Origin of the sequence: Sphingobium sp. PNB (assembly GCF_019873065.1) — a bacterium.
Taxonomy (GTDB): Bacteria; Pseudomonadota; Alphaproteobacteria; order Sphingomonadales; family Sphingomonadaceae; genus Sphingobium; species Sphingobium fuliginis.
The window spans coordinates 16,900-42,356 of record NZ_JAINEZ010000030.1 but is presented as its reverse complement, the minus strand read 5'-3'; the positions used below and the strand labels follow the sequence as shown (position 1 = coordinate 42,356).

Here is a 25,457-nt window from a genome sequence, read left to right as displayed (position 1 = left end):
CGTCCATGCCGGCGCAGCGATGCGCTTCACCCGCAAAGTGCCGAGGCCTGCATATGGCTAGCCGCCCCGTCCCCTCAAGCCTCGTCTGGCTGGCAGCGATCCTTCTGCTCGCGGTCTGCGTCACGCTTGTGGCGGGCGGCGCGATCTATCTGGAAACCAGGGCCGCCGATGAAACCCGCGCCGACGCCATGACCGGCGGACATTCGGAAAGGGGCCGGGCCGCCCTTTATCGCCATGGCTGCGGCGCCTGCCATGTCATTCCCGGCATCGACGGCGCGAACGGCATGGTGGGGCCGGACCTGACCCATGTCGGCCAACGCGCAAGCCTGGCCGGTTCGCTCCCCAACGATCCGGAGACGATGGTGCGATGGCTGATGCATCCGCAGGCGCTGCGTCCCGGAAGCGGCATGCCCGAACAGGGCCCGTCGGAGCGTCAGGCACGCGACATCGCCGCCTATCTCTATGCCCGGAACTGAGGGGAGGCATGGCACAAACAGGGTTCCACCAAGCCGGAAATCCTGGGGCCGATTTAGTTCAGGGTGAGCCGAAAATGGCAGTTTTCCGTGACCCGGAGCGCAGCATATTCAAAGTAAGCGAGCACCGGAAGCACGGGAATGGAAGCGGAGCAGGTGACTCGATTCAACCATTGCAGGCCACCATGAGCCTGAATGTCGATCGGTCCTAATGCGCGTCGCCGGATGGACGCTTCACCTTTCTGATCTGGCCGATCCCCAGGAAGACCGTGATGATCGTCACCGGGAACAGCGCGACATCGATCCAGGCGGGCAAATGCCATCCCTGAAGCTCCAGCGCTTCCTTCAGATGGTGCCAAAGGCCAAGGGCATAATAGCTGATGGCCACCACCGACAGCCCTTCCACCGTATGCTGGAGCCGCAATTGCAGCGCGGTCCGGCGGTCCATGGACGCCAGCAGGTCGCGGTTGCGGCGGGCAAGGGCGGTGTCGACCCGCGTGCGCAGCAAGGCGCTGGTCCAGGCGGTCCGCTGCGCCAGATCCTCCAGCCGGCGGGTGAAGGCATCGCAGGTGCGCATGGCCGGCAGCAGGCGCCGCTCGGTGAAATCGTCGAGCGAGCGATACCCCCGCACCGGCACGACGGCGAGACGGCGGAGGCGGTCGCGGCAGATTTCCGCATAGGCCTGCGTCGCGCTCATGCGGTAGCGGGTGCGCGCCACGATCCCGGCCAGCTCCGCGCTCAAGGCGGAAAGTTGCTCCAGCACCTGATCGGCATCCGCATCCTTCTGCGCGACGCGGCTCGTGATCGCGGTCAGCCGCTGTTCGAGCGCGGTGAGTAAGGGGGTCGCCTGTTGCGCCTCGGGCAGGCCGAGCAAGGCGATCTTGCGGTAATTGCCCAGTTCCTGGAGCCGCTGGACCAGTTGCGAGCTTTCGCCGCCTTGCAACCCCTTGTCGTGGATGAGCAGCCGGCCGAAGCCGTCGGCATGCAGGCGGAAGTCGCTCCAGATGCGGGCATGGCCGTCCGCAACGTCGGATATGATGAGGTCGTCGGTCGCGAAATGCGCGGCGATCGCCGCGGAGGGCGGTTCGTCCATGACCATGGCAATCTGGGTGGAGCGGATCACCCGGCCCAGCATGTCCGCCATCCATGCGGGCACATCGCCAAATGGCGCGAGGTCGAACAGCGTCGCGCCCTCGACCGGCGCGAGGAAGCTGTAGGTCATGAATTCGGTATGACGCTCCCAGGAGAAATGGAGGTCGCCAATCCGCGCGGCAAGGAAGCGGTCACCGGCCTTGAGGGCGGGAAAGCGGTGGGACAGCAGGGCGATGCCCTGCTCGGCCTGCTGCTCGTCGACCAGCAGCACGAATTGCAGCGCGAGGGCCGGCGCATCGAAACGGGGCAGGCCGCGAATATGCATTTCCCGCGAGAGGGAAGCCCGCAGCGGATGGTCGCGCTGGCTCAGCGCCGCAAAGGGATCGGCCGGGGTGCTGGTCATGTCGTCCATGGGCCGGTTCTTCCTTGGCAGGCTTGCGCTATTAAGTCCGACAATATCGTCCTTGTCGATTCATAATGCCGCAGGATCGCCATTGGCAATCCGCCCTGCCCGAAAGGATGACGGGCAGAAGGGCGAGACGGACGAGCTCGCCCGACCCCCGCTATCTGAACAGATCGAGCGGGATCGCCCGGGCCATGGCGCGATAGCCTTCGGGCGAAGGATGCAGCGCATCCCCGACATCATGGCGGGGAAGCAGGCGGTCGGGGCGAGCGGGATCGCGCACCGCCCGGTCGAAATCGATCACGCCGTCGAAATTCCCCGGCTCGCGAATCCAGCGGTTGACGGCCTGCCGGTCGGCTTCGTTGCGGGCGTCGGGATGATAATAGTCGTTGCCCATGAAGGGCAATATGGTTCCGCCGATCACCTTGATGCCCCGGGCCCGCGCCCGCATGACGATCTGGCGATAGGACCCGATGATGCGCGATACCAGCCGGGCATGTTCGGCATCGCTGACCGGCGCTTCGCGCGTCAGCGTGCCGATGTCGTTGATCCCCTCCAGCAGGATCAGGTAGCGCACGCCCGGCTGCGCCAGCACATCGCGGTCGAGCCGGGCAAGCGCGTTGGGGCCAAGGCCGTCGTTCAGCAGGCGGTTGCCGCCTATGCCCTGGTTGACGACCGCCAGATGCCGCGTCGCCGGATCGGCCTGAAGTCGCCGGGCGAGATTGTCGGTCCAGCGGTCATTGCCATCCGTGGTCGACCCCCTCCCGTCGGTGATGGAATCGCCCAGCGCGACGATCAGCTCCGCCGCCGTGCAGCGCTCCACCTCCAGCGCTGCCAGCGAGAACCAGTGCTCCACCGCCTGCGCGCCCGCCATGGCAGGGTCGGTCAGATGATCGCCCTTGAGCAGCCAGGAGGTCGCCCGCGATCCGGGGTGGGAGGTCTGGCCCGAAGGCTCCTCCCCAAAGGCGATGCTGATCGCCAGATCGTCAAAGGCGCGGACCGGCAGCGCCACCGGATCGGACAGATAATCCGCGCCGGCCGGGATCGTCACGTCGCTGCGCCCGTCGAAGCGGAGCGGAAGGAGGGTCTTCGCATCGATGGCCGGCGATCCGGCCCGCAGCGCGCGCGCGATGCTGGCGCCCCTTATGTGCAGCGGCGCGGCGCCCATCAGATTGGACAGGCGCACCCGCAGCCGGTCCCCCGCCATGGAGGGCCGGACGATCTGCCGCAGGCTGCTGTCCGCCAGCATGCCCGGCGCCAGCGCATTGTCCCCGGTGGGCGCCATCTGGGCAGAGGCCCAGGCCGCAGTCCAACGCCCTGCGCATGGCGCCGCCAGAGCCGGGCCCGCGATGCAGGCCGCGAGCGGGAACAGAAAAGCCGCAAAGGTCAACCGCATGGGCTTGTCCTCGTCAGAACGAAAGAAAGGGGCCGGTCTTGCAACCGGCCCCAGGCTCCTTGGGGGAGGATCAGAAATTCGCGCGGATGCCCGCCAGCACCGTCCGGCCCGGATAGTAGATCGAATAGGGTGCATTATCATATTCGAAGGTGGTGCGGATCGGTTCGTTGGTGATGTTGAGCACATCCAGCGTCAGGCGCATCGCCTTGTTGAGGAAAGGCAGTTGATAACCGGCGGACAGATCAAGCTGGCCGCGGGCATCATTGCGCAGGGCGGCGCCGGTAATGCCGTTCTGCGGCGCGTTGACCGCAATCGACTTGTCGTTCCAGACATAGTTCAGGCTGACCGAGAGGCCGTTATTCTCATAGAAGCCCTGGAGATTGTACGACCATTTGGAAACGCCGGTCGCAACCAGCCTGGTCGCCTGACCCGGCATCAGCTTCGACGACTGCTTGAGGTAGGTGCCGTTGGCCGAGAAGCCAAGGCCCTTCACCAGGAAGTCGAGCGGTTGCACCCAGGTTGCCTCGATCCCCTTGATCTTGAGGTCGCTGAGGTTGATCGGCCGGTTCACCGAAACGATCAGGTCGTTGATCGCCACGCCGGTCGATGCCGCGCGGTTGGTCAGCGCTTGCTGCTGGGTCGCGATCAGGCTGTCATAGGGAATATTGAGCGACCCGAAGGTGACATCCTGGGACTGGGTGACGGTAAAGCCCTGGACATTCTTCTGGAACAGCGACAGCCCGACATAGCCGATGCCGCCGGTGTAGATTTCGCCGCCCAAATCGTAATTGTCGGAAGTATAGGGCTTCAGCGTCGGATTGCCGGCGGTCGCCACCAGAGCCGAGGGATCGGTGAAGGTCACGCCCGGCAGGATCTGGCTCGCATCCGGGCGCGTCATGGTCCGCGAGGCGGAGGCGCGCAGTTTCACATTGTCGGCAATGTCGTAGGTCAGGTTAATCGATGGCAGGAAATTATCATATTTCGACCGCGAGGTGATGTCGACGATCGCTGTGCCCACCTGGCTGGGACCGACCACCAGCTGGTTGGTGGCGGCGTAGCGCATGCCGGCATTGATGTGCAGGTCGCGGCCCGCGATGGTGGTGACGCCGTTCAGTTCGAAATAGGCGCCCCAGACCTTTTCATCCATGTCTCCGGTCGCGCCGCCCGTCACCACGCCGCGCGTTTCCGGCGCGCTGTCGCGATAGCTGTAATAGTCGGTCGCATCCTTGATCGCGCCGAAATCAGGCATGATGAAGGCGTTATAGCCGATATTCCGGCCCGCCAGATGCCCGAAATTGCCGACCGTCATCGGCATCAGATATTGCGGAATGGCGCTGGTAGGGATCGATCCGGTGGCGCCGGTGCAGCCCGTGCCGCAGACCGAAAGCTGATAGGCCGGGCTGTTGTCATAGGCGCGGATCGAGCGAGTCGCCCGGTCATAGGCGGCGCCGACCTTCACGTTGAACATGGCGTCGCCCAGCATGACGTCCAGATGCGCGCCCTTGGTTTCCGTCTTGCGGCGAACCAGCGCGATGTTCTGGCGATACCATTGCCAGCCGAGATTGGGGTCGTTCAGGTCGACATTAGTGGTAATCGACGGATAATAGCCTTGCAGATTGTCATAATAGACGTCGACCCCCGAATTGGGCGGCGTCTGGAACGCGAAGGTCGGCTGCTCGCGGAAGAAGCGGCTCTTGGAATAATTGGCGCTGAGGTCGACCTTCAGGGTTTCGGTCGGCTGCCAGCTCAGGCTGGGATTGATGTTCCAGAACTTGGTGGTCTGCTTGAACTCGCTCGCCTCCAGGAAGAAGGAAGAGTTGGCGAAGGTACCCGAAGTCACGACCCCGTTGTCGTCGACGGTGAGATCGATCGGAATCATGCCGCCGGTCGCCTGCGCTCCCGTGCCGGGGCCGGAGTTGCGGACCTGCCAGTTCATGTTGATGCGCGAATAGTCACGCTTCGATTTTGCCCAGATGCCGTCGAGGGCGAAGTGCAGCGTATCGCTGGGCCGCCATTCAAGAGAGGCCAGGGCTGAAATGCGCGAACGGTCGCCGACCGTCAGCGTATTGCGGCCAAGGCGGGGCAGCAGCGCGGTGCTGAGTTGGCTGCGGGTCAGGCCGGAGGTCGCGACGACATCAACCGGCTGGCCCGGGATAAGGCCGTGACCTGCATTGGCGGGGACGGTCGAAGCCCAGAAGAAGTTGTTGCCGCCCGGATCGGGGACGCCATTGACCGGACCCAGATTGCCGTCGGTCCAGCCGACCGTGTCGAAGCCATCGATGCGGGTCTTGGTCTTGACGCCGGCCACGCCGACCAGAATGCCGAAAGTGTCGGTCGTATGGCTGGCCACGATCGCGCCGCGCGGGCTCAGCTTTTCATTGCTGTCGGTATATTGGCCTTGCGCGACCACGGTGACATGGGTGCCCGGCTTGTCGAAGGGACGGGCGTTGCGCAGGTTGACGGTGCCCGCAATGCCGCCTTCCAGCGTAGAGGGCGACGGCGTCTTGGCAAGGTCGAGGCGGGTGAAGAGTTCGGACGGGAAGAAGTCGAGGTCGACTTCGCGATTGGCGCTGCCGCCGTTCGTGCCGCCGTCCGACGCGACCTGAAGCTGAGAGCCGTTCAGCAGGACGCGGGTGAAGCTGGGGCCAAGGCCGCGGATCGCGACCTGCGTGCCTTCGCCGCTGATGTCGCGGTTCAGGCGCACGCCGGGCATGCGGTTCAGCGTTTCCGCAAGGTTGGTGGCGGGCAGCTTGCCGATGTCTTCGGCAAAGATGGAGTCGCCGAAGGCGACCGCGTTCTTCTTGGCGTTGGTGGCGCTTTGCAGGCTGCCGCGGATGCCGGTCACGACGATGTCGGCTGCTTCGTCCTGCTGGGCGACGGGTTGAGCGGCGGGCTGGGCCGCGCTGTCCTGGGCGATCGCCGCCTGGGCCAGCGTCAGCGCGCCGAAGGCCGACGCTGCGCAAAGCGCGATGCGGAAAGAGCGAATGTGAGAATCTGCCATTTGAAAATCCCCTCCTGAGCGCAGCTTCCGCCTATCCGGTAAGCCTGTCTGGTAGCGCTATCAGTGCGGCTTTGATAAACCCTGAGTTATTTTTGTCAAGCCCGGAAGCGTCTTTATTGGTAACGGTACAAGCGGACCTTCTGGATCTGGAAGTTGCCGGCGGGCAGCCGGATATGGCGCCCCTGATGGGTCTGGTCGCCGTTCAGCAATCGTCCGGCGATCCAGCGGCCCTGCGCGTCGAAATGCCCTTCCCAGGCGCTGTCGATCCCGGCGAGACCCGGTCCTGATCCCGCCGGGGCGAAGGTGACGGTGATGCCCTGCCCGGCGATCAGGTAATCCTCCGGCCCGGTCTGAATGACGATGCCGCCTGCGTTAACGGTATCAGGAGTGGCGACGGGTCTCTGGATGTCGGCGAAGGCGACGGTGAAGCGGTAATTGCCGATCGTCTCCGTCACCGGCTCATAGACCAGCGTTTCGTCATAGAGCGATTTCGGCCGGAAAGCCGACATTCGGCCCAGACCCTGCGCGGCGAGGATATGGGGGGCGAGCTGTTCCAGCAGGCCATAGGCCTCGCCCAGCGCCCCCGGCTTCTCGTCGATCGACTCGATGGAAAAGGGGCCGAAGCCGATCGCGTCCAGCTTGCCGATGGCGTAGAAGGCATTGCCGGGCACCTGCGGATGGTCAGCATTATTGGCTTCGGGGATGAACAGCGGATTGTCGGGCCGCTTGTAGATGTTCACGATGTCGACGAAGTTCGGGAAATAAATGTCGGGCGCCAGGAAATCGATGGCGGGCGCTCCCGCCTTCCACACGTCGATCAGGTGCGGCTGCGGCCCGCCGCTCGGATATTCGCCCGGCAGGCGACCGGGGCGGTTGAGCGCGACATTGACATACATGGGCATGGGATAGGCGCCCTTGCCCGCGCGGGTCAGGGCGTCGGCAAAGCGCGCATAATGCCAGGCGGTGAAGATTTCCTCCGCCTGATGGCCGGGGCCGAACACTTCGGACCAGGTGCCGCTGGTCCTGTTCCCCTGCTCCTCCCAGAGGCGCTTCATCTGCGGGACCAGCGTGTCGCGATGCTGCTGCAAATAGGTCATGAGTTCAGCGGGCACCGGCCCCCTGAAAGCGGCATCGGCGAGGGGACCATAGTCGCGGGCGACCGGCAGCATGCCGATCTCATTTTCCACCTGGGTCATCAGCACCGTATTCTGCCTGTCGTCCACGGCCCTGATATGCGCCATCAGCGCGGCAAAGGCCTTCTGGTCGGCCTCCAGCGTCGCGGGCGCCATGGCGGAAAGGATTTCGACGCCCTGCCCATTGGGAAGCTGCGCGCGGGGGAAGCGGCTCTGGTCGCGCTTCACCCAGGCGGGGACGTAGGTCGACATGCTGTTCTTCCACGCGCCGAACCAGAGGATGACCAGCTTCAAGTCATTCGCCCGCGCGTCACGGATCAGCGCGTCCACCGAGGAAAAGTCGAACCTGCCCTCCTCCGGCTCGATCAGTTCCCAGGACACAGGGGCCAGCACGGTGTTGAGGTGCATGGCCTTCAGCCGCTTCCAGTGCGGCGCCATATAGGCCGCGCTCGACGCGCTGCTGTTGCCCAGCTCGCCCGCGATCAGCAGCATCGGCTTGCCCTGCACGCTGAGTTGGGTGGCGCTGCCCTGCCTGACGAGCCGGGGCGGTTCGGCCTGCGCCGTGGCGGCCAGCGCGAAGGCGGTAAGCGCGGCGCCGATCCTGGCGAATTGCATCATATTTTCTCCTGGAAGGTGGCGAGCGCGGCCAGCGCGCCCTGCGTTTCGAGGATGGCGAGCCACCGGGCCAGCGCCACGCGGAAAGCCGCATTCGCCGCCAATGCGGGCGGAACCACGGAGTCGAGGCGCAGGATCGCAGCGGCCCGCTCCTCCGGCGTGTCGGCACCCGCGAGCCGGGCGGCGATCGTGCCTGCCAGCGGGTCGTCGACGACATGCGTTTTGCCAAGATCGTCCCGTCCCGCCTGCCAACGCACCCATGCCGCGACGGCCAGGGACAGCGCCCCTATCCCCTGCCCCGCCGCCAGCCTCGCGGCGATGGGGGCAAGCAGGCGCTGGGGCAGCTTCTGCGATCCGTCCATGGCGATCTGCCGCGTGCGATGGCGCAGCGTCGGATTGTCGAAGCGGGCCATCAACGCGTCACGATAGGCGACGATGTCGAGTTCCGGTGGCGGCGACAGCGTCGTCTGCGCCTCATCCCACAGCGCCTCGACAAAGGCGCGTGCCGGGGGAAGCGCCAGCACGTCATGCACATGGTCGATGCCCGCAAGGCCGCCCAGATAGGCGATGCCGCTGTGCGCGCCATTCAGCAGGCGCAGCTTCGCCTCCTCCCACGGGGCGACGGCCGCCGTCAGTTGCACCCCTGCCCCGAATTCGGGGCACGGGCCGCAAAACCGATCTTCGATCACCCATTGGATGAAGGGTTCGGTCTTGACCATCGCCCGGTCTTCCGCGTCCAGCCGTGCGGCGAGCGCGGCGACATCCTCCGGCGTGGTGGCGGGCACGATGCGGTCGACCATCGTCTCCGGGAAAGCCGCTTCTTCCGCGATCCACTCCGCCAGCGCGGGATCATGGCGGCGCGCCAGCGCCAGCACGGCATTGCGCAACCGCTGCCCATTATGCGGCAGATTGTCGCAGGAAATCGCCGTGAAGGGCGGCAGACCCTGCGCCTTCCGCATCGCCAGCGCCGCGACCAGATAGCCCGGCGCCGTCTGCGGCGCGGCGAGCGAGGCGAGATCGGCCGCCAGTTGCGGATCACCCTCGATCAGCGCGCCGGTAGCGGGGTCGAGCTTATAGCCCTTCTCGGTGATGGTCAGCGTCACGACATGGGTGTCGGGCGACGCCAGGGCGTCCAGCAGCGCCTGCGGCTCCTGCGGCGCGACGATGACCCGCTGGACCGCGCCGATGATCCGCGCCCGCCGGGATGCGCCGTCGCGCACCAGCATGGTGTAGAGGCCGTCCTGCGGCGCCATCTGGTCGCGCACCTGCGGCGAGCGCAGGGACGCGGCGACGATGCCCCAGCGCAGGTCGCCGGCATTCAGCACGTCGTCAAAGACCGCCGCCTGATGCGCGCGGTGGAAGGCGCCGATCCCCAGATGGACGACGCCGGCCTTGACCGCCGTGCGATCATAGGCAGGCCGGATCACATCGGCGGGCAGCGTATCGAGCGTTGCGGAGCATAGCCGCCTCACAGCTTATAGGCCTGCTTCACAAGGTCGTAGGACAAGGCGCGGGCCAGTTCGAAAGCCTCGTCTTCTTCCAGCCTGTGTTCGGCCACCAGCCGCGCCAGCCAGGCGCAATCCATCCGGCGCGCCATGTCGTGCCGCGCGGGAATCGACAGGAAGGCGCGGGTGTCGTCATTGAAGCCGACCGTGTTGTAGAAGCCCGCCGTCTCGGTCGCACGCTCGCGGAACCGGCGCATTCCTTCCGGACTGTCATGGAACCACCAGGGCGGGCCCAGCTTCAGGGCGGGATAATGGCCCGCCAGCGGCGCGAGTTCGCGGGAATAGACATCCTCGTCCAGGGTGAAGAGGATCAGCGTCAGCCGCGGGTCATTGCCGTAGAGGTCGAGCAGGGGCTTGAGCGCCTGGACGAACTCTCCGGCCGCCGGAATGTCACCGCCCTTGTCCCTGCCGAAACGCGCCAGCACGGCTGCATTATGGCTGCGATGCACGCCGGGATGGAGCTGCATCACCATGCCGTCCTCGATCGACATGCGCGCCATTTCCACCAGCATATGGCCACGGAACAATTCGGCGTCGCGGTCGCTGACGGGCCCGGACATGACGCTGGCATAAAGCGCCTCGATCTCCGTCCTTCCGAGGTGCGCGGTGAAGGCGGTGGGGTGGCCATGATCGGTGGAGGTCGCCCCGGCGGCGCGGAAGTCTGCGCGACGCCTTTCATGGGCGCGCAGATAGCCGGCGAAACTGCCCGCATCCTCCCCCGCCATGGCGCAGAAGGCGCGGACATTGTCGGCAAAGCCGCGCACCGCCGGGTCCATCACCGGGTCCGGCCGATAGGCGGTGATCACCCTGCCGCCCCAGCCGGACGCCCGGATCGCCCGATGATGGTCGAGCGGGTCCAGCGGCCCTTCCGTGGTCGCGATGACCTCTATATCATAACGCTCGAACAGGGCGCGGGGACGGAAGCCGGGCGTCTTCAGCGCGGCGTCGATGATGTCGTAATAATGGTCGGCAGTCTCCGCCTCCAGCCGGACCTCGATGCCGAAGGCTTCGGCGAAGACCCAGTCGAGCCACATGCGGGACGGCGTGCCGCGGAAGAGGCGATAATGGGCGGCGAACCTGTGCCAGATGACGCGGGGATCGGTTTCCGTGGGGCTGCCATCCTTGGTCGGAACGCCCAGCTCCTCCAGCTTCACGCCCTGGCTCATCAGCATGCGGAACACATAGTGATCCGGCACGATCAGCAGTTCGGACGGGTTGGCGAAGGGATCGTCATAGGCGAACCAGCGCGGATCGGTATGCCCATGCGGGCTGACGATGGGCAGGTCCCTGACCGTGGCATGGAGCGCGCGGGCGATGTCGCGGGTGCGCGGTTCGGCAGGGAAAAGGCGGTCGGGGTGGAGCTTCAGCGGCTTCATGAACGGGATTCCGAAAGGGTGACGGGCGCGTAGCGCGGCACGATGAGGTGGACGACCAGCAGCGCGATCAGATAGGCGCAGGCCGCGACGATGAAGATCGGCTGGAAGCTGCCGACGCTTTCCAGGATCATGCCGGCGAACTTCGCCATCAGCATGCCGCCGATGGCGCCCGACAGCCCGCCAAGGCCGACGACCGATCCCGCCATCCAGCGGGGAAAGAGGTCGCCCGGCAGCGCATAGACATTGGCGGAAAATCCCTGGTGCCCGGCGCAGGCAAGGCCGATCAGCCCGACCGCGACCCACAGGCCCGGCGCCTGCGCGGCGAAGGCGATGGGCAGGGCGCAGAGCGCGGCGCAGAACATCGCGGTCTTGCGGGCGCGGTTGATGCTCATGCCCCGGCTCATCAGTCGCGACGACAGCCAGCCGCCCGTGACGGACCCCACGTCCGCCAGCAGATAGACGGCGATCAGCGGCGGACCGAAGTCCAGCATCTTGACGCCATATTGCTTGTTGAAGAAGTCCGGCAGCCAGAAGAGGAAGGTCCACCACACCGGATCGATCAGGAAACGCGCGGCGATATAGGCCCAGGTCTGGCGATGGCGGAACAGGGCGCGCCATTTGACCGGGCGCTGCGGCTCCTGCGGGTCGGCTTCGATCCAGGCGAGTTCTTCCTGCGAGAGGGTCTTCTTCTCCCGCGGGCGGCGATAGAAGCCGATCCATGCCGCCAGCCAGACCACCGTCAGCAGGCCGGTCAGGATGAAGGCCCAGCGCCAGCCCATGGTGACGGCGATGACGGGCACGATCAGCGGCGTCAGGATCGCGCCGACATTGGACCCGGCATTGAAGATGCCGATGGCGAAGGCGCGCTCCTTCCTGGGGAACCACTCATTGGTCGCGGCGATGGCGGCGGGGAAGGTTCCCGCTTCCCCGATGGCGAGCGGAATGCGCGCAAGCAGCATCCCCGCCGTCGAGGTGAAGAAGATGTGCATGACGTGGCCGGCGGTCCACAATCCCACCGCCAGCGCATAGCCCGCCCGCGCCCCGATCCGGTCGATCAGCCGCCCGAAGAAGACATAGGCGATGCCGTAGCCCGCCTGGAACCAGATGGCGAGGTCGGCATAGCCGCTCTCGCTCCAGCCGTAGCGGGCCTGGAGATCGGGCTTGAGCGTCGGCAGGACCAGCCGGTCGACATAGCTCAGCACCACCGCCGCGAACAGCAGGGCGCAGACGATCCAGCGGACCTTGCCGGAGGGTTTGGGGATGGATCGGGTCATGGTCGGTCCCTATGATCCGTCATCCCCGCGCAGGCGGCGATCCGGTTCGCGCCCCATATCCAGCCGCAAGGCCGGGAGAGGGATACCCGCCCGCGCGGGGATGACGGAGAAGGAGGGGCAGGCACGGATCACCAACTGAACATCGTGCCGTCTTCCAGCCGGTTCACCGGCAGGAAGGCGCGCTTATATTCATATCCGGCGGCCAGTTGCTCGTCGATGTCGACGCCCAGGCCCGGCGCCTCGCCCGGATGCATCATGCCGTCGGAGAAAGTGTAGGCATGGGGGAAGACCGCGTCGGTCTCGGGCGTGTGGCGCATATATTCCTGAATGCCGAAATTGGGCACGCTAAGGTCGAAATGCAGCGCGGCGGCCATGCAGACCGGCGACAGGTCGGTCGCGCCATGGCAGCCTGTGCGGACCTGATAGAGATCGGCCAGCGCGGCGATCCGGCGCAGATGGGTGATCCCGCCCGCATGCACCACGGTCGCGCGGATATAATCGATAAGCTGGTTCTGGATCAGGTCCTTCGCGTCCCAGATCGAATTGAAGATCTCCCCCACCGCCAGCGGCGCGGTGGTGTGCTGGCGGATCAGCCTGAACGCCTCCTGATTTTCCGCCGGCGTCGCATCCTCCAGCCAGAAGGGGCGATATGGCTCCAGGTCCCGGCCCAGACGTCCGGCCTCTATGGGGGTCAGGCGGTGATGGATGTCGTGCAGCAGATGCACGTCCCAGCCCAGCGCTTCGCGGGCGGCCTTGAAGAGTTCGGGAACGACGCGAAGATATTTGGACGTGTTCCAGACATTTTCGGTCGGCAGGTCGGCGTCGGCGGGTTCGTAGAAATATTTGTCCTTCGACACGCCATAGGTCGACGCCATGCCCGGCACGCCGCATTGCAGGCGGATCGCCTTGTAACCCTGCGCCTGATATTCCAGCGCGGCGTTGATCGTATCCTCTATGGTCGTGCCATTGGCGTGGCCATAGACCGTCACCCCCTCCCGGCTGGCCCCGCCCAGGAGCTGATAGACGGGCAGGCCCGCAATCTTGCCCTTGATGTCCCACAGCGCCATGTCGACCGCGGCAATGGCGGTCATGGTGACGGGACCGCGCCGCCAATAGGCGCCCTTGTAGAGATATTGCCAGATGTCCTCGATCCGGTGCGCGTCCCGCCCGATCAGACAGGGAACGACATGGTCGGCCAGATAGCTCCCCACCGCCAGTTCGCGGCCGTTGAGCGTCGCGTCGCCCACGCCATGGACCCCCTCATCGGTGATGATCTTGAGCGTGACGAAATTGCGGCCGGGGCAGGTGACGATGACCTTGGCATCGATGATCTTGGGCATTGGACGATCCTGTTCAGATGATTTCGAGCGTGGTTTTCTGGAGATTTTCGCTGTCCGGCCCGGTCATGACGTCGAACAGGCCGGGTTCGACCACTTCCTCCATGTCGAGATTCCAGAGCGCGAAGGCGGCGGGGCCCAGCGTCATGCGCACGGCGCGGCTCTCGCCGGGCGCCAGCGTGATGCGTTCGAAGCCCTTCAGTTCCCTGATCGGCCGGGTGACGCTGGCGGTCTGGTCGCGGACGTAAAGCTGTACGACCGCATCCCCTGCCCTCTGCCCGGCATTGCGGACGTCGACCTCCACCGTCACCTCGCCGCCCGTGCCGATGCGCGGCGACGACAGGCGGGGCGGCCCGAATTCGAAATGCGTGTAGCTGAGGCCGAAGCCGAAGGGGAAGAGCGGCGAAATATCCTCGAACACATAGCCGCGCCGGGCCGATGGCTTGCGGTTGTAGAAGATCGGTATCTGCCCCGCGTCGCGCGCCACAGTGACGGGCAGCTTCGCGCCGGGATTGACGTCCCCGAACAGGATGTCGGCCATGGCGGTGCCGCCCTCCTGCCCCGGATACCAGCACTCCAGCAGCGCATTGGCGCCATCCGCGACCATGGGATAGCTGGGCGGGCGGCCGTTGATGGCGCACACCACCACCGGCTTGCCGGTCGCCTTCAGCGCGGCGAACAGGGCGTTCTGCTCGCCCAGCAGGTCCAGGCTCGTGCGGTCGCCCAGATGGTTCTTCGCAAAGCCTTCCCGGCTGGTCTGTTCCGTGTCGCCGATGGCGAGCAGGACGATGTCCGCGGTCTTCGCGACCTCGACCGCCTGCGCGATCAGGGCGCGGTTCTCCGCCGGGTCCGCCAGCAGCACCTCGTCCGCCGAGCGATCCTCGCTCCGCGTGATGAAGACGCCCTGGGCGTGGACGACCTCCGCCTTGCCCCTGAGCTTCGCCTGCACGCCTTCCAGCAGGGAGACGGTCTGGCGCGGGACGCTGCTATAACCGCCCAGTCGCGCAATGGCGGCATTGGGACCGATCACCGCAACCCGCCGGTGCGCGCCGGGCGTGAGCGGCAGCGTGCCGTCATTGCCGAGCAGCACGATGGAGCGATGCGCCGCCTTCAGCGCCAGTGCGCGCGCCTCCGCATTGCCGGTCAGCCGCTCATGATCCTTGCGCGGCCAGGGATTTTCGAACAGGCCCGCACGGAACTTGAGCATCAGCATCCGGGTGCAGGCCAGATCGACCGCCTCCAGCGGCACCTTGCCCGCGCGGACCTGTTCGACGAGCGTCCGATAGGTCTGGCCATCGGGCAGTTCGCAATCGACGCCCGCCCGCAGCGCGGCGCGCGCCGCCGCCTCCGGGTCGGGCTGGACATGGTGGATGCTGTCCAGTTCGTGGACCGCGCCATAGTCGCTGACCACGGCACCGTCGAAACGCCATTCCCCGCGCAATATGTCGTTCAGCAGCCAGCGGTTCTGGTGCGAAGGCACGCCGTCTATCTCATTATAGGACGGCATGACGGCGGCGATGCCGGTGCGCTTCACCACCTCCCGGAAGGGTGGAAAGAAATTCTCGCGCAGTTCCCGTTCGGAGATCGGCGCGGGCGCGATATTCTCGCCGCTCTGGGGTTGGCCGTGGCCGGTCATGTGCTTGAGCGTCGCCATGACCTTGTCCGGGCCGATCCGGCTGCTCTCGCCCTGAAGGCCGCGCACGGCGGCCACGCCCATCTCGGCGCAGAGATAGGGGTCTTCGCCGAAGGTCTCCTCGATCCGGCCCCAGCGCGGGTCGCGGGCAATGTCGACCACCGGCGACAGCGCCAGATGGACGCCGCGCGCCCGCACCTCGCGGGCGATGACGGAATGAACCTCCTCCATCAACTGGCGGTCGAAACTGCCCGCGAGCCCGATCGCCATGGGGAACATGGTCGCCTCTGTCGCCATGAGCCCGTGCAGCGCCTCCTCATGGAACAGCACCGGGATGCCGAGCCGCGTCTCCTCCGTCGCCCATTTCTGGACGGCGGTAATGAAGGCGACGGTATCGGCGGGCGTCCGCCAGCGCGCGCCCACGCCGCCCGCCTGGGTCGATCCGTTCGGCACGCCGCGGCGGTCGGACGGGCGGGTGATCTGGCCGAAGCCGTCGGGATAGGCCTTGCTCGCCTTGGCGGGAGAGAAGGTCAGATCGTCCATGATGTCGGCCTTGGTCGCCCAGAGCGCGATGATCTGGCCAACCTTTTCCTCCAGCGTCATGCGCGCCAGCAGGTCCCTGACGCGCAGGTCGTTGGGGGCGGAAGCATCCTTGTAGAGCGGCCCGCCCCTCCCCTTCGCGGCGGCGGGCGCGGCGGCGAGCAGCGAGGTCGAAGCGAGCAGGCCCAGCGCCTGCCGGCGCGCGAAACCGTTCATGGCACCACCGTCAGCGTTGCCGATTTGAGCGCGACCGAACTGTTGCCGGTCATGATCTCGAAATCGCCCGGCTCGACCACGCGGTCCATATGATCGTTCCACATCCGCAGCGCCTCCGGCCCGACCGTGAAGGTCACCGTGCGAACCTCGCCGGGCTTCAGCGTCACGCGCTGAAATCCCTTCAGCTCCTTGATCGGCCGGGTGACGGAACTGACCTTGTCCCGCACATATAATTGGACGACCTCGTCGCCCTCGCGCTGGCCGCCATTGCGCACGTCGACCGACACGCTGGCGGTGCCGCCGACGCCGATCTTCGCGGCCGACAGTCGCGGCGCGGACAGGTCGAAGCTCGTATAGCTGAGGCCGAAACCGAAGGGGTAGAGCGGATCGGTCGTATCGAAGAGATAGCCGCGCCGCGCGCTGGGCTTCGCATTGTAGAACATCGGCAATTGCCCCGCCGAGCGCGGGATGGTCACCGGCAGCTTGCCGCCCGGATTGACGTCCCCGAACAGCACGTCCGCCACGGCATGGCCGCCCTGCTCGCCCAGATACCAGCCCTCCAGAATGGCGTCCGCCTGTTCCGAAACCTTGACGGTGGAGGCAGGGCGGCCGTTGATGAGCACCACGGCGATCGGCTTGCCCAGCGCCTTCAGCGCGTCGAACAGGTCCTGCTGCTCCCCCACCAGGTCCAGGCTGGGCCGGTCGCCCAGATGATTGTTGGCCCAGCCTTCGCGGCTCGACTGTTCCGTGTCGCCCAGCGTCAGGACGATGCGATCGGCATGACGGGCCGCCTCGACCGCCTGCGCGATCAGGCGGCGGTTTTCGGCGGGATCGGACCGGACGACCTTGTCGGCCCACCAATCGTCATTCTCCGTGATCCTGACGCCCTGCGCGAAGACGATCTTCGCCCGGGTTCCGACTTTGGCCCTGATGCCTTCGAGGATCGAGACGCTATGCGGCGGCTGGCCATAATAGCCGCCCAACCGCGCCACGGCGGCGCTGGGGCCGATGACGGCGATGCTGCCCTCCGGCTTCAGCGGCAGCATGCCGTCATTCTTGAGCAGGGTGATGGAGCGCTGCGCCGCCTTGAGCGCCAATGTGCGGGCCTGCGCACTATTGGTGATCTTCTCCGACGCCGCCGCATCGGCATAGGGATTTTCGAACAGGCCGGCGCGGAATTTCAGTTCCAGCATGCGCCGCACGGCACGGTCGACCAGCGCCTCGCTGATCTTGCCCTCGCGCACCTGCCGGCCGAGCGTCGCATAGGAGAGGCCATCGGGCAGGTCCGCATCCACGCCCGCATCCAGTGCGCGCCCCGCCGCCTGTTCCAGATCGCCGGCGATATGGTGGATGCTCATCAACTGGTCGATTGCCGAATAGTCGCTGACCACCGCGCCCTTGAAGCCCCATTCGCCGCGCAGCACATCGCGCAGCAGCCAGCGATTGGCATGGGAGGGCACGCCGTCGATTTCATTGTAGCTGGCCATCACCGCCTCGATCCCGGTGCGTTTCACCACCTGTTCGAAGGGCGGAAAGAAATTCTCGCGCAGTTCGCGTTCGGAAACCGGCGCCGGACCGACATTGGTGCCGCTTTCGGGCTGGCCATGGCCGGTCAGATGCTTGAGCGTCGCGAACACCTTGCCCGGCGGCAGCAGGCGCGAACGCCCCTTGCCTTGCAGCCCCTCGACAGCGGCCACCCCCATTTCACCGACCAGATAGGGGTCTTCGCCATAGGTTTCCTCGATCCGGCCCCAGCGCGGATCGCGGGCGATGTCGACTACGGGGGAAAGGACGAGGCTGACGCCGCGCGAGCGGATTTCGCGGGCGATGACGGCATTCACCTCGCGCAGCATGTCAGGGTCCCAGGACGAGGCCAGGGCAATCGACTGCGGAAAGCTGGTAGCGCCAACAGCCGCATAGCCGTGCAGCCCTTCCTCATGGAACAGGATCGGAATGCCCAGCCGCGTCCGCGTCGTCGCCCAGCGTTGCAGCGCATTGACCAGCGCCACTGTCTGGCGCGGATTTCGGCCGGGAACTTCGCGGGGGGAAAAAGCCCCCTTGGCATCGGACGGGCGGGTGAACTGCCCCATGCCATGGGGAAAGATCTGCGCCAGTTTCGATGGGTCGAGCTGCAACCTGTCGTCGAAAATCTTGACCTTGTCGGTCCACACCGCCGTGATCTGGGCGATTTTCTCCTCCAGCGTCATGCGGGAGAGCAGATCGTCGACCCGCGATTCGATGGGCGCGGAAGCATCCTTGTACAGCGGACGCGCGCCCATCGACGCAGGCGCCGCCAGAACGGGGACGGCGGGCGTCGCGACCGTCAGCGTCAGCAGCGAAACCGCGCCCAACAGCTTGCGGAACCGGATCACGAAACAGCCTCTCCCCTTTTTTGCGGCGGCTTCCAGCTTTTTGCTTGCCGCATCCCAACTGATAGCGTTAACATTGCTCAGACAAGAGCGGCCTGTCAATGCCCTTCGATCCGAAGCGTCGGTTCGGGCGAAGACGGGAAGGAGAGGAAAGGGGATCTATGTTCGCGCGCCTGTTCTGCTGGACCGTCGCCACCGCCGTGATGACGGCGCCCGCCATGGCGGAGGACGGCTATGATCTGTGGCTGCGGCACGAAAAGGTGCAGGATGGCGGCAAAATGGCGCGGCACGCCACGGCGGTCGTTGCGCCGGGCCGCGGTGCGACTGCGCTGGCCGCCCGCGATGAACTGATGCGTGGCCTTGCGGGCGCGAATGGCGCGGCGCCGGCGCTGGCTGACAAGCCCATGAATGGCGCGATCTGGCTGGCGACTCCGGCTTCCGCCCCCGATCTGCCGGTGAAGCTCGATGGGCTGGGCGAAGAGGGCTATGCCATTCGCTCGGTCACGCTGGACGGCCAGTCCGTGACGGTGATCGCGGCCAATGGCGATGCCGGACTTCTTTATGGCGCCTATGCCTATTTGCGGCTGGCGGAAACGGGCGCCCCGCTGGACCGGCTCGACATTCGCAGCGCGCCGCGCATGAAGCTGCGCTTGCTCAACCATTGGGACAATCTGGATGGCACGGTGGAGCGCGGCTATGCCGGGCAATCCATCTGGGACTGGTGGCGCCTGCCCGACTGGAAGGGGCCGCGATACACCGACTATGCCCGCGCCAATGCCTCCATCGGCATCAACGGCACGGTCCTCAACAATGTGAACGCCAGGTCCGACAGCCTGACCGCGCCCTATATCGCCAAGGCGGCGGCGCTGGCGGACGTGTTCCGGCCCTATGGCATCAAGGTCTATCTGTCGGTGAAATGGACCGCGCCGATGGAGCTGTCCGGCCTCGGGACCGCCGATCCGCTCGACCCGGCAGTCGCCGCCTGGTGGAAGGCGAAGGCCGACGAGATCTACAGGGCCATTCCCGATTTCGGCGGCTTCCTGGTGAAGGCGAACAGCGAAGGGCAGCCGGGGCCGCAGGATTACAAGCGCACCCATGCCGATGGCGCGAACATGCTGGCCGCGGCCGTGAAGCCGCATGGCGGCATCGTGATGTGGCGCGCCTTCGTCTATGCGCATGACAATCCGGACGACCGCGCCAAGCAGGCCTATAACGACTTCAAGCCGCTGGACGGCCAGTTCGCGGACAATGTGCTGGTGCAGGTGAAGAACGGCGCGATCGACTTCCAGCCGCGTGAGCCTTTCCATCCTCTGTTCGGCGCCATGCCCCGGACGCCGCTGATGATGGAATTCCAGATCACCAAGGAATATCTGGGCCAGTCGACCCACCTCACCTATCTCGGCCCCTTGTTCGAGGAGACGCTGAAAAGCGACACCTTCGCCCGCGGCAAGGGGTCGACCGTGGCCAGGGTGATCGACGGATCGCTGGAGGGCCACAAGCTGACCGGCATTGCCGGCGTCGCCAATATCGGCGCCGACCGCGACTGGAGCGGATCGATCTTCAACCAGGCGGACTGGTACGCCTTCGGCCGCCTTGCCTGGGATCCGGATCTGTCGGCGGAGGCAATCGCACGCGAATGGGCGGCGCAGACTTTCTCGACGGATGCAAAGGTGGCCGATCGGGTGGTCGCCATGATGATGGGATCCCGGGAGGCGGCGGTCGACTATATGACCCCGCTCGGCCTGTCCCATGTCATGGGCACCGGCCATCATTACGGCCCGGCTCCCTGGATTTCAGAGCTTGCCCGGCCCGAATGGAACCCGGTCTATTATCACAAGGCGGACGCGCAGGGGATCGGCTTCGACCGGACGAGGACCGGCAGCAACGCCATCGCCCAATATGCCCCGCCGGTCGCCAGGATGCTCGCCGACCCGAAGACGACGCCGGAACGCGACCTCCTCTGGTTCCACCATGTCGGCTGGGACGCGAAGCTGAAATCGGGCGAAACCCTGTGGAACGGCCTCATCCGCCATTATGACGCGGGGGTCGCCTATGTCGCGGCCATGCGCAGGACGTGGGACAGCCTGCGCCCCTATGTCGATGCGGAACGCTTCGCCCAGACGCAGTCCTTCCTCGGCATCCAGCATCGCGAGGCGAAATGGTGGCGCGATGCCAGCATCGCCTATTTCCAGACGCTGTCCAAACGCCCGCTGCCGGCGGGCACGGCACCGCCGGAACATGATCTGAACTGGTACAAATCGCTCGCTTTCCCCTATGCGCCGGGCAATCCATGACTGGCTTTCAATGGCCGCAAAGGCTAGGCCGTGAACGACCATGAACGAACGTAAGCCGCCGACAATCCGGGAAGTCGCAGCGCGGGCCGGCGTGTCCGTGATGACCGTGTCGCGCGTCGCGAACAAGCAGAGCTGGGTCAGCCCCCAGACCCGAGCCCGGGTGGAAAAGGCGATCGCGGAACTGAACTATGCGCCCAATGTCTCCGCCCGGGCGCTGGCCGGGGGCGACGACCGGCGAGTGGCGCTGCTTTACCGCAATACGACGACCTCCGCCTATCTGGGCGAACTGTTGCTGGGCGGGTTGGACGAGGCGGCGAAGCATCACCTCCACCTGGTGGTGGAACAGTGCGAGATGGGCGCCACGGCGCAGGACATCGTCGCCCAGGTTCTTCAGGCGCGCGTTTCCGGCGTCATCGTGCCGCCGCCCCTGTGCGACTGGGACGAACTGGCGCAGGCGCTCGGGCGGCAGGGCATTCCCTGGGTCGCGATCGCGCCGGACGAGAACCATGGCATGATGGTCGTCGCGATAGACGACCGCCAGGCCGCGAGCGAGATGACGCGGCATCTGATCGACCTCGGCCACCGCCGCATCGCCTTCATCCAGGGCAATCCCCAGCACCGTTCCAGCGCGCGACGGCTGGAGGGCTTTCGCGTCGCCATGACCGCGCAAGGCCTGCCGGTTGAGGAAGATTATATCGTCGAGGGCGATTTCAGCTACCGGTCCGGGCTGGAGGCGGCGGCGCATCTGCTGAGCCTGAAGACGCCGCCGACAGCGATCTTCGCCTGCAACGACGATATGGCCGCGGCGACCATCACCATCGCGCATCAGCGTCAGATCAGCGTGCCGGCCGATCTGACGGTCTGCGGTTTCGACGACACGCCGCTTGCCGCCGCGATCTGGCCCACGCTCACCACCATCCGCCAGCCGATTCGCGACATGAGCCGGGCCGCCATGACCCTGCTGGCGGAAGCGATGAAGGGCGGGGAAGAAGTCGACGGGCGGGGGTTGGCGCGACTGGACTACAGCCTGGTCCGCCGGCAATCCGACGCGGTTCCGCGCCTGCACCACCGACGGGGGTAGCGGGCTGGGCCCGCCAGCCATGTCCTGCCGCAAGGGCTGGAGCAGGTCTCCACCGCTATCCTGGGGCCTGAAATTTCCTAGGCAAAGCGCGCCAGCAACTGGTTGAGCAGCGGACGCAAGCGGCGGATCTCATCGCGATGCGTGGCCGACAGCTTCGCCAGCAGGTCCAGAGCGCCCAGCGTCAATTGCAATTGCGAGCGCCGCCGGTCCGTGGCGCTGGCATGGCGCGTCACCAGCCCCAGCTTTTCCAGCCGGTCGACCAGCCCCGTCGCGCTGTGGGGCTTCAGCAACAGTCGCCGCGCGACATAGCCGACGGTCGCATCCTCGGCCGGCGCAGCGCGCAGGGCGAGCAAGGCCTGATGCTGCTGCGGGGTGAGTCCCACCCTGGCCGCCCGCTCGCTGCTGAACGCCTGGAACTGTCGCAGAGCGAAGCGGAATTCCGCCAGCGCCGCATAATCTTCATCCTGCAATATGGCGCCGTCTGCTTCCATCTGACCTTCATCTTCATGTATCGCGTCGCGATTTGATCGCGCAGCCTGACGCATCAAAGAAGGATTTGCATGATTCGGGAACCCCCGCGTCGGTCCCGGCGCGATTTCTACCGGCGGCAGAGGAACATCGGCGCGTGCGGGCGATCTGCGGCTAGCCCGCCGGACTGACGGCGTCATTGAAATAAGGCATGGCCACATAGGTGATCAGGCCATTGGCAGATCCCACCAAGGCATTCATCGCCTTCGCGGTCAGCCAGGCATTGCGGAGGCTTTCCGCTCCCCGGTAAGGACGGCCAAGCAGACCCTTCCAAATCGCGATCAGCCATGGTTCGCTCCGACTAAAGGCGTTCAGGCTGTGGAGTGAATGCCTTCAAGCCAAGATCCGGCACAAGATGGCCGGTAGAAGCGGCATGATCTGCTCTGTCTCAGCCAGTGGCAGACGCGCGTGCACCAACACTCCCCGAACAACGCCAAGACATGATCGCAGGAAATATGCGGCGGGGTCTTGGTATGTCCACCAGTTTGTGGCAGATCATATAGGATAGGATCGACCGAGAGAGTCGCGATACGAATCTTTGCTGGTGAGGATGAGTTGAAAGGGACGTTCACAAGCTGGGCCCGCAAGGTCCGCAATATGGCTGCTCCGCCGGGCAGGAAGCGAAGCCATTCCCGTGCCCCGCGCCCGGCGGGTGCGGCGCTGGCGGCGATGGCGGTCGCTTTCCTCTTGCCGATGCCGGCCGGAACGGCGCCCTTGCCGCCCGTGCGCATCCTGCTGTTCGCGGGACCGAAGCAGCATGGCGCGCCCGGCCGCCATGAATATGAGAAGGACCTGCGCGAACTGGCCTGGCTGCTCGAACATTCCGGCGCGGCGCGGGAGGTGAAGACGCAGGTCGTCGTCGGAGAAAAGCCGCGGGATCGGGCAATGCTGGAGGCGGCCGACGCCATCGTGATCGACGGCAATGGCGACTGGCTGAAGCGCGAAACCGGGGCGATCTTCCAGCAATATGCCGAAACGGACGGTCTGGGCTATAATGCCGAGACCAGTGCCGCGCTCAAGGATTTCGACGCGCTTCTGAAGCGCAGGAAGACGGGGCTGGTCGTCTATCATTATACGATGTTCGTCGATAACCGGGCAGGCCGCCTCTATCTGAACGATTGGCTGGGCGGCGTCTGGATTCCCTATGTCTCGCACAATCCCGTCGACACATGGGCGATCAGGCCGATCCCCGGCAAGCATCCGATCCTGCGCGGGGTCAAGCCCTGGACGCCGCGGGAGGAAATGTACGCGCGCTATTTCCTGCCCGACAATCCCCGCCGCACGCCGTTGCTCACCGCCCGGCCGTCACAGGCGGCCAATGGCACCGGCGGTCCGGTCGCCTGGGCCTATGAGCGGCCCGACGGCGGACGTTCGGTCGTGTGGGGCGGCAACGACTTCCATGACAACATGCACCTCTATCCGCAGCAACGCCGGTTCCTGGTGAATGGAATACTGTGGGCCGCAGGGGTCGAGGTGCCGCGCGGCGGCGCGAACGACCAGATGCCGCCGGAATTCTAGAATGGAAGATCCGACCGGCCGCTGCGCGGATCGGCGCTGCGCCACGCACTGGATGGGGAGAGACCGAGCCATGGGATTTGACCGGCGGCTGATGGGCGCCGCCCTCGCCTTCGCGGCCATGCTGCTGCCGCAGCACGCGCTGGCCGAGGACGGCTTCTTCACGCGCGAACAGGTGATCCGGCATACGCCGGCCTGGACCGGCGAACGCTTTCCGGACGGACGGCCGAAGGTCCCCGACGACATTCTGGAGCGGATGCGGGAAGTCACTCTGGAGGAAGCCTGGGCGACGCTGCGCAGCGCCGGCTTCAACCATCAATATGAGGATGGCTGGCTGTCCATCTTCCCCGACAAGGTGCTGGTCGGTCGGGCGCTGACCTCCCAATGGCTGCCCGGCCGCCCGGACATCCAGACCGTGCTGGAAAAGCAGGGCGCCGACGACGGACGCAAGGGCGCCATGAACGCCTGGCCGGTCGACATGCTGCAAAAGGGCGACGTCTATGTCAGCGACCATTTCGGGCTGAAGCAGGACGGCCCATCGATCGGCGACAATGTCGGCAACGCCATCTACGCCCGCAGCGGCAACGGGGTCGTCTATGACGGGGCGGTGCGCGACATCAACGGCCTCAGGGAACTGCCGAATTTCGTTTCCTTCGTCCGCTCCTACGATCCGTCGCATCATTTCGGCGCCATGGCGACGGGCGCGCGGCTCAATTCGACGATGGTGGGCATCAACGGTCCGATCCGCATCGGCAAGGCGACCGCCATGCCCGGCGATGTCGTGCTGGGCCGGGACGGCGGCGTGCTGTTCATCCCGCCGCAACTGGCCGAAAAGGTGGTGAAGCTGTCGGAGAATACGCGGCTGCGCGACATGTTCGGCCATATGCGCCTGCGCGAGGGCAGATATACCGCCGGCCAGATCGACACCCGCTGGACCGACGCGATCGAGGCGGACTTCTTCGCCTGGCTCCAGGCCAATCAGAACAAGCTGCCCGTGAAGCCCGACGCCGTAAGGCAGATCATCCGCGATCATGAAGCGGGCATCCCCTATGAGGGATGACCGGCCCGCAACCCACCCTTCCCCCCGAAATGCTTGAGAAAGGCCCCGCCAACATGGACTTCCGCCTCCCCTTCGCCACCCTCCTAAGTCTCTGCCTGGCCGGGGCCGCCCAAGCCGCCACACCCGCCGAAGTGGTCGCCCGTCATGTCGAGAGCATGAAAGCCGGCAAGTTGCAGCCGATCATGGACGATTACTCCGCGGACACCGTCGTCGTGACTCCCCAGGGGCTGGTCGCGGATCAGGCGCCGGCCAAGGGGCCGGGCATCTATTCGGGTCAGGCGCAGGCGCGGCGCGTTTTCACGACGCTGACCGACAAGGATCATCATCCCGGCATCAAGGCGATGGAAACGACCATCGAACCGGCCGGCCCGGACAGCGTCATCCTGCATTGGGTCCAGTTCAAGGGGCAGCCCCAGCAGGTCTCGGGCAAGGACGCCTTCATCGTGCGCGACGACAAGATCGTGTTCCAGGCCATCTTCGTCGACTGACCGCAGCCGGCGGACAGTACCGGCCTCAGCGCGACCGGATTGCAAGGTCCGGCCGCGCTGAGATTCAGGCGGCGATCGGTGGGACATTTTCCTCGAATTCAGCTTATTGAACCGAAGTCGTCACCATA

17 protein-coding genes are annotated in these 25,457 nt (G+C 65.9%); 6 read left to right on the top strand and 11 right to left on the bottom strand.

What is annotated here, in order from left to right; translation table 11 throughout:
- Positions 1-53 precede the first annotated feature (53 nt).
- Positions 54-476: a c-type cytochrome gene (locus K7W03_RS12140; protein ID WP_222886426.1), complete on the top strand. Its 423-nt coding sequence runs from the start codon at positions 54-56 to the stop codon at positions 474-476.
- Between the two features lie 205 nt (positions 477-681).
- Here K7W03_RS12140 and K7W03_RS12135 read toward each other — a convergent pair whose 3' ends face one another.
- From K7W03_RS12135 to K7W03_RS12090, 10 genes are all read right to left on the bottom strand, one after another.
- Complete coding sequence (locus K7W03_RS12135; RefSeq protein ID WP_222886425.1) at positions 682-1,977, bottom strand: DUF3422 domain-containing protein; 1,296 nt, start codon at positions 1,975-1,977, stop codon at positions 682-684.
- Between the two features lie 151 nt (positions 1,978-2,128).
- Positions 2,129-3,364: an SGNH/GDSL hydrolase family protein gene (locus K7W03_RS12130; protein ID WP_044660845.1), complete on the bottom strand. Its 1,236-nt coding sequence runs from the start codon at positions 3,362-3,364 to the stop codon at positions 2,129-2,131.
- 70 nt (positions 3,365-3,434) lie between these two features.
- Positions 3,435-6,365, bottom strand: a complete 2,931-nt coding sequence (locus K7W03_RS12125) for a TonB-dependent receptor (protein WP_222886424.1) — start codon at positions 6,363-6,365, stop codon at positions 3,435-3,437.
- A gap of 113 nt (positions 6,366-6,478) precedes the next feature.
- Complete coding sequence (locus K7W03_RS28095) at positions 6,479-8,116, bottom strand: DUF5597 domain-containing protein (protein WP_130030003.1); 1,638 nt, start codon at positions 8,114-8,116, stop codon at positions 6,479-6,481.
- Positions 8,113-9,585, bottom strand: coding sequence for a mannitol dehydrogenase family protein (locus K7W03_RS12115; RefSeq protein ID WP_065846342.1), 1,473 nt, complete (start codon positions 9,583-9,585; stop codon positions 8,113-8,115). The genes K7W03_RS28095 and K7W03_RS12115 overlap by 4 nt, the downstream gene beginning before the upstream one ends.
- On the bottom strand, positions 9,582-10,994 hold the full coding sequence (gene uxaC, locus K7W03_RS12110) for a glucuronate isomerase (RefSeq protein ID WP_222886423.1): 1,413 nt from the start codon (positions 10,992-10,994) through the stop codon (positions 9,582-9,584). Before uxaC ends, K7W03_RS12115 begins: the two co-directional genes overlap by 4 nt.
- The gene (locus tag K7W03_RS12105) at positions 10,991-12,268 is read right to left on the bottom strand and encodes an MFS transporter (RefSeq protein ID WP_065846340.1); all 1,278 of its coding nucleotides are present in this window, start codon (positions 12,266-12,268) and stop codon (positions 10,991-10,993) included. The genes uxaC and K7W03_RS12105 overlap by 4 nt, the downstream gene beginning before the upstream one ends.
- 128 nt (positions 12,269-12,396) lie before the next feature.
- Positions 12,397-13,608, bottom strand: a complete 1,212-nt coding sequence (manD, locus tag K7W03_RS12100; protein ID WP_222886422.1) for a D-mannonate dehydratase ManD — start codon at positions 13,606-13,608, stop codon at positions 12,397-12,399.
- Between the two features lie 13 nt (positions 13,609-13,621).
- Positions 13,622-15,994: a glycoside hydrolase family 3 N-terminal domain-containing protein gene (locus K7W03_RS12095; RefSeq protein ID WP_065846338.1), complete on the bottom strand. Its 2,373-nt coding sequence runs from the start codon at positions 15,992-15,994 to the stop codon at positions 13,622-13,624.
- The gene (locus K7W03_RS12090; protein WP_065846337.1) at positions 15,991-18,366 is read right to left on the bottom strand and encodes a glycoside hydrolase family 3 N-terminal domain-containing protein; all 2,376 of its coding nucleotides are present in this window, start codon (positions 18,364-18,366) and stop codon (positions 15,991-15,993) included. The genes K7W03_RS12095 and K7W03_RS12090 overlap by 4 nt, the downstream gene beginning before the upstream one ends.
- A gap of 158 nt (positions 18,367-18,524) precedes the next feature.
- On the opposite strand from K7W03_RS12090, the gene K7W03_RS12085 reads away from it, so the two are divergent.
- Both K7W03_RS12085 and K7W03_RS12080 read left to right on the top strand, forming a co-directional pair.
- Positions 18,525-20,657, top strand: a complete 2,133-nt coding sequence (locus K7W03_RS12085; protein ID WP_065846336.1) for an alpha-glucuronidase family glycosyl hydrolase — start codon at positions 18,525-18,527, stop codon at positions 20,655-20,657.
- Between the two features lie 40 nt (positions 20,658-20,697).
- Positions 20,698-21,738 (top strand): LacI family DNA-binding transcriptional regulator, encoded by a 1,041-nt coding sequence (locus K7W03_RS12080; RefSeq protein ID WP_065846335.1) that lies wholly within the window; start codon positions 20,698-20,700, stop codon positions 21,736-21,738.
- 77 nt (positions 21,739-21,815) lie between these two features.
- Here the strand turns inward: K7W03_RS12080 and K7W03_RS12075 are convergent, their stop codons facing one another.
- A complete protein-coding gene (locus K7W03_RS12075; protein WP_065846334.1) occupies positions 21,816-22,229 on the bottom strand; it encodes a MarR family winged helix-turn-helix transcriptional regulator in 414 nt (137 codons plus the stop codon).
- A 592-nt stretch (positions 22,230-22,821) separates the two neighbouring features.
- On the opposite strand from K7W03_RS12075, the gene K7W03_RS12070 reads away from it, so the two are divergent.
- The 3 genes from K7W03_RS12070 to K7W03_RS12060 are packed head-to-tail and all read left to right on the top strand — an operon-like array spanning position 22,822 to position 25,329.
- Positions 22,822-23,784, top strand: a complete 963-nt coding sequence (locus K7W03_RS12070; RefSeq protein ID WP_226870096.1) for a ThuA domain-containing protein — start codon at positions 22,822-22,824, stop codon at positions 23,782-23,784.
- A gap of 1 nt (position 23,785) precedes the next feature.
- Positions 23,786-24,841, top strand: a complete 1,056-nt coding sequence (locus K7W03_RS12065; RefSeq protein WP_226870095.1) for an RraA family protein — start codon at positions 23,786-23,788, stop codon at positions 24,839-24,841.
- Between the two features lie 53 nt (positions 24,842-24,894).
- Positions 24,895-25,329: a hypothetical protein gene (locus K7W03_RS12060; protein ID WP_044662922.1), complete on the top strand. Its 435-nt coding sequence runs from the start codon at positions 24,895-24,897 to the stop codon at positions 25,327-25,329.
- Positions 25,330-25,457: the final 128 nt, after the last annotated feature.

What these genes read in the sequence shown, in the direction of transcription:
- K7W03_RS12140 (WP_222886426.1), top strand. Translation starts at nt 54, where the DNA reads ATGGCTAGCCGCCCCGTCCCCTCAAGCCTCGTCTGGCTGGCAGCGATC.
- K7W03_RS12135 (WP_222886425.1), bottom strand. Translation starts at nt 1,977, where the DNA reads ATGGACGACATGACCAGCACCCCGGCCGATCCCTTTGCGGCGCTGAGC.
- K7W03_RS12130 (WP_044660845.1), bottom strand. Translation starts at nt 3,364, where the DNA reads ATGCGGTTGACCTTTGCGGCTTTTCTGTTCCCGCTCGCGGCCTGCATC.
- K7W03_RS12125 (WP_222886424.1), bottom strand. Translation starts at nt 6,365, where the DNA reads ATGGCAGATTCTCACATTCGCTCTTTCCGCATCGCGCTTTGCGCAGCG.
- K7W03_RS28095 (WP_130030003.1), bottom strand. Translation starts at nt 8,116, where the DNA reads ATGATGCAATTCGCCAGGATCGGCGCCGCGCTTACCGCCTTCGCGCTG.
- uxaC (WP_222886423.1), bottom strand. Translation starts at nt 10,994, where the DNA reads ATGAAGCCGCTGAAGCTCCACCCCGACCGCCTTTTCCCTGCCGAACCG.
- K7W03_RS12105 (WP_065846340.1), bottom strand. Translation starts at nt 12,268, where the DNA reads ATGACCCGATCCATCCCCAAACCCTCCGGCAAGGTCCGCTGGATCGTC.
- manD (WP_222886422.1), bottom strand. Translation starts at nt 13,608, where the DNA reads ATGCCCAAGATCATCGATGCCAAGGTCATCGTCACCTGCCCCGGCCGC.
- K7W03_RS12095 (WP_065846338.1), bottom strand. Translation starts at nt 15,994, where the DNA reads ATGAACGGTTTCGCGCGCCGGCAGGCGCTGGGCCTGCTCGCTTCGACC.
- K7W03_RS12085 (WP_065846336.1), top strand. Translation starts at nt 18,525, where the DNA reads ATGTTCGCGCGCCTGTTCTGCTGGACCGTCGCCACCGCCGTGATGACG.
- K7W03_RS12080 (WP_065846335.1), top strand. Translation starts at nt 20,698, where the DNA reads ATGAACGAACGTAAGCCGCCGACAATCCGGGAAGTCGCAGCGCGGGCC.
- K7W03_RS12075 (WP_065846334.1), bottom strand. Translation starts at nt 22,229, where the DNA reads ATGGAAGCAGACGGCGCCATATTGCAGGATGAAGATTATGCGGCGCTG.
- K7W03_RS12065 (WP_226870095.1), top strand. Translation starts at nt 23,786, where the DNA reads ATGGAAGATCCGACCGGCCGCTGCGCGGATCGGCGCTGCGCCACGCAC.
- K7W03_RS12060 (WP_044662922.1), top strand. Translation starts at nt 24,895, where the DNA reads ATGGACTTCCGCCTCCCCTTCGCCACCCTCCTAAGTCTCTGCCTGGCC.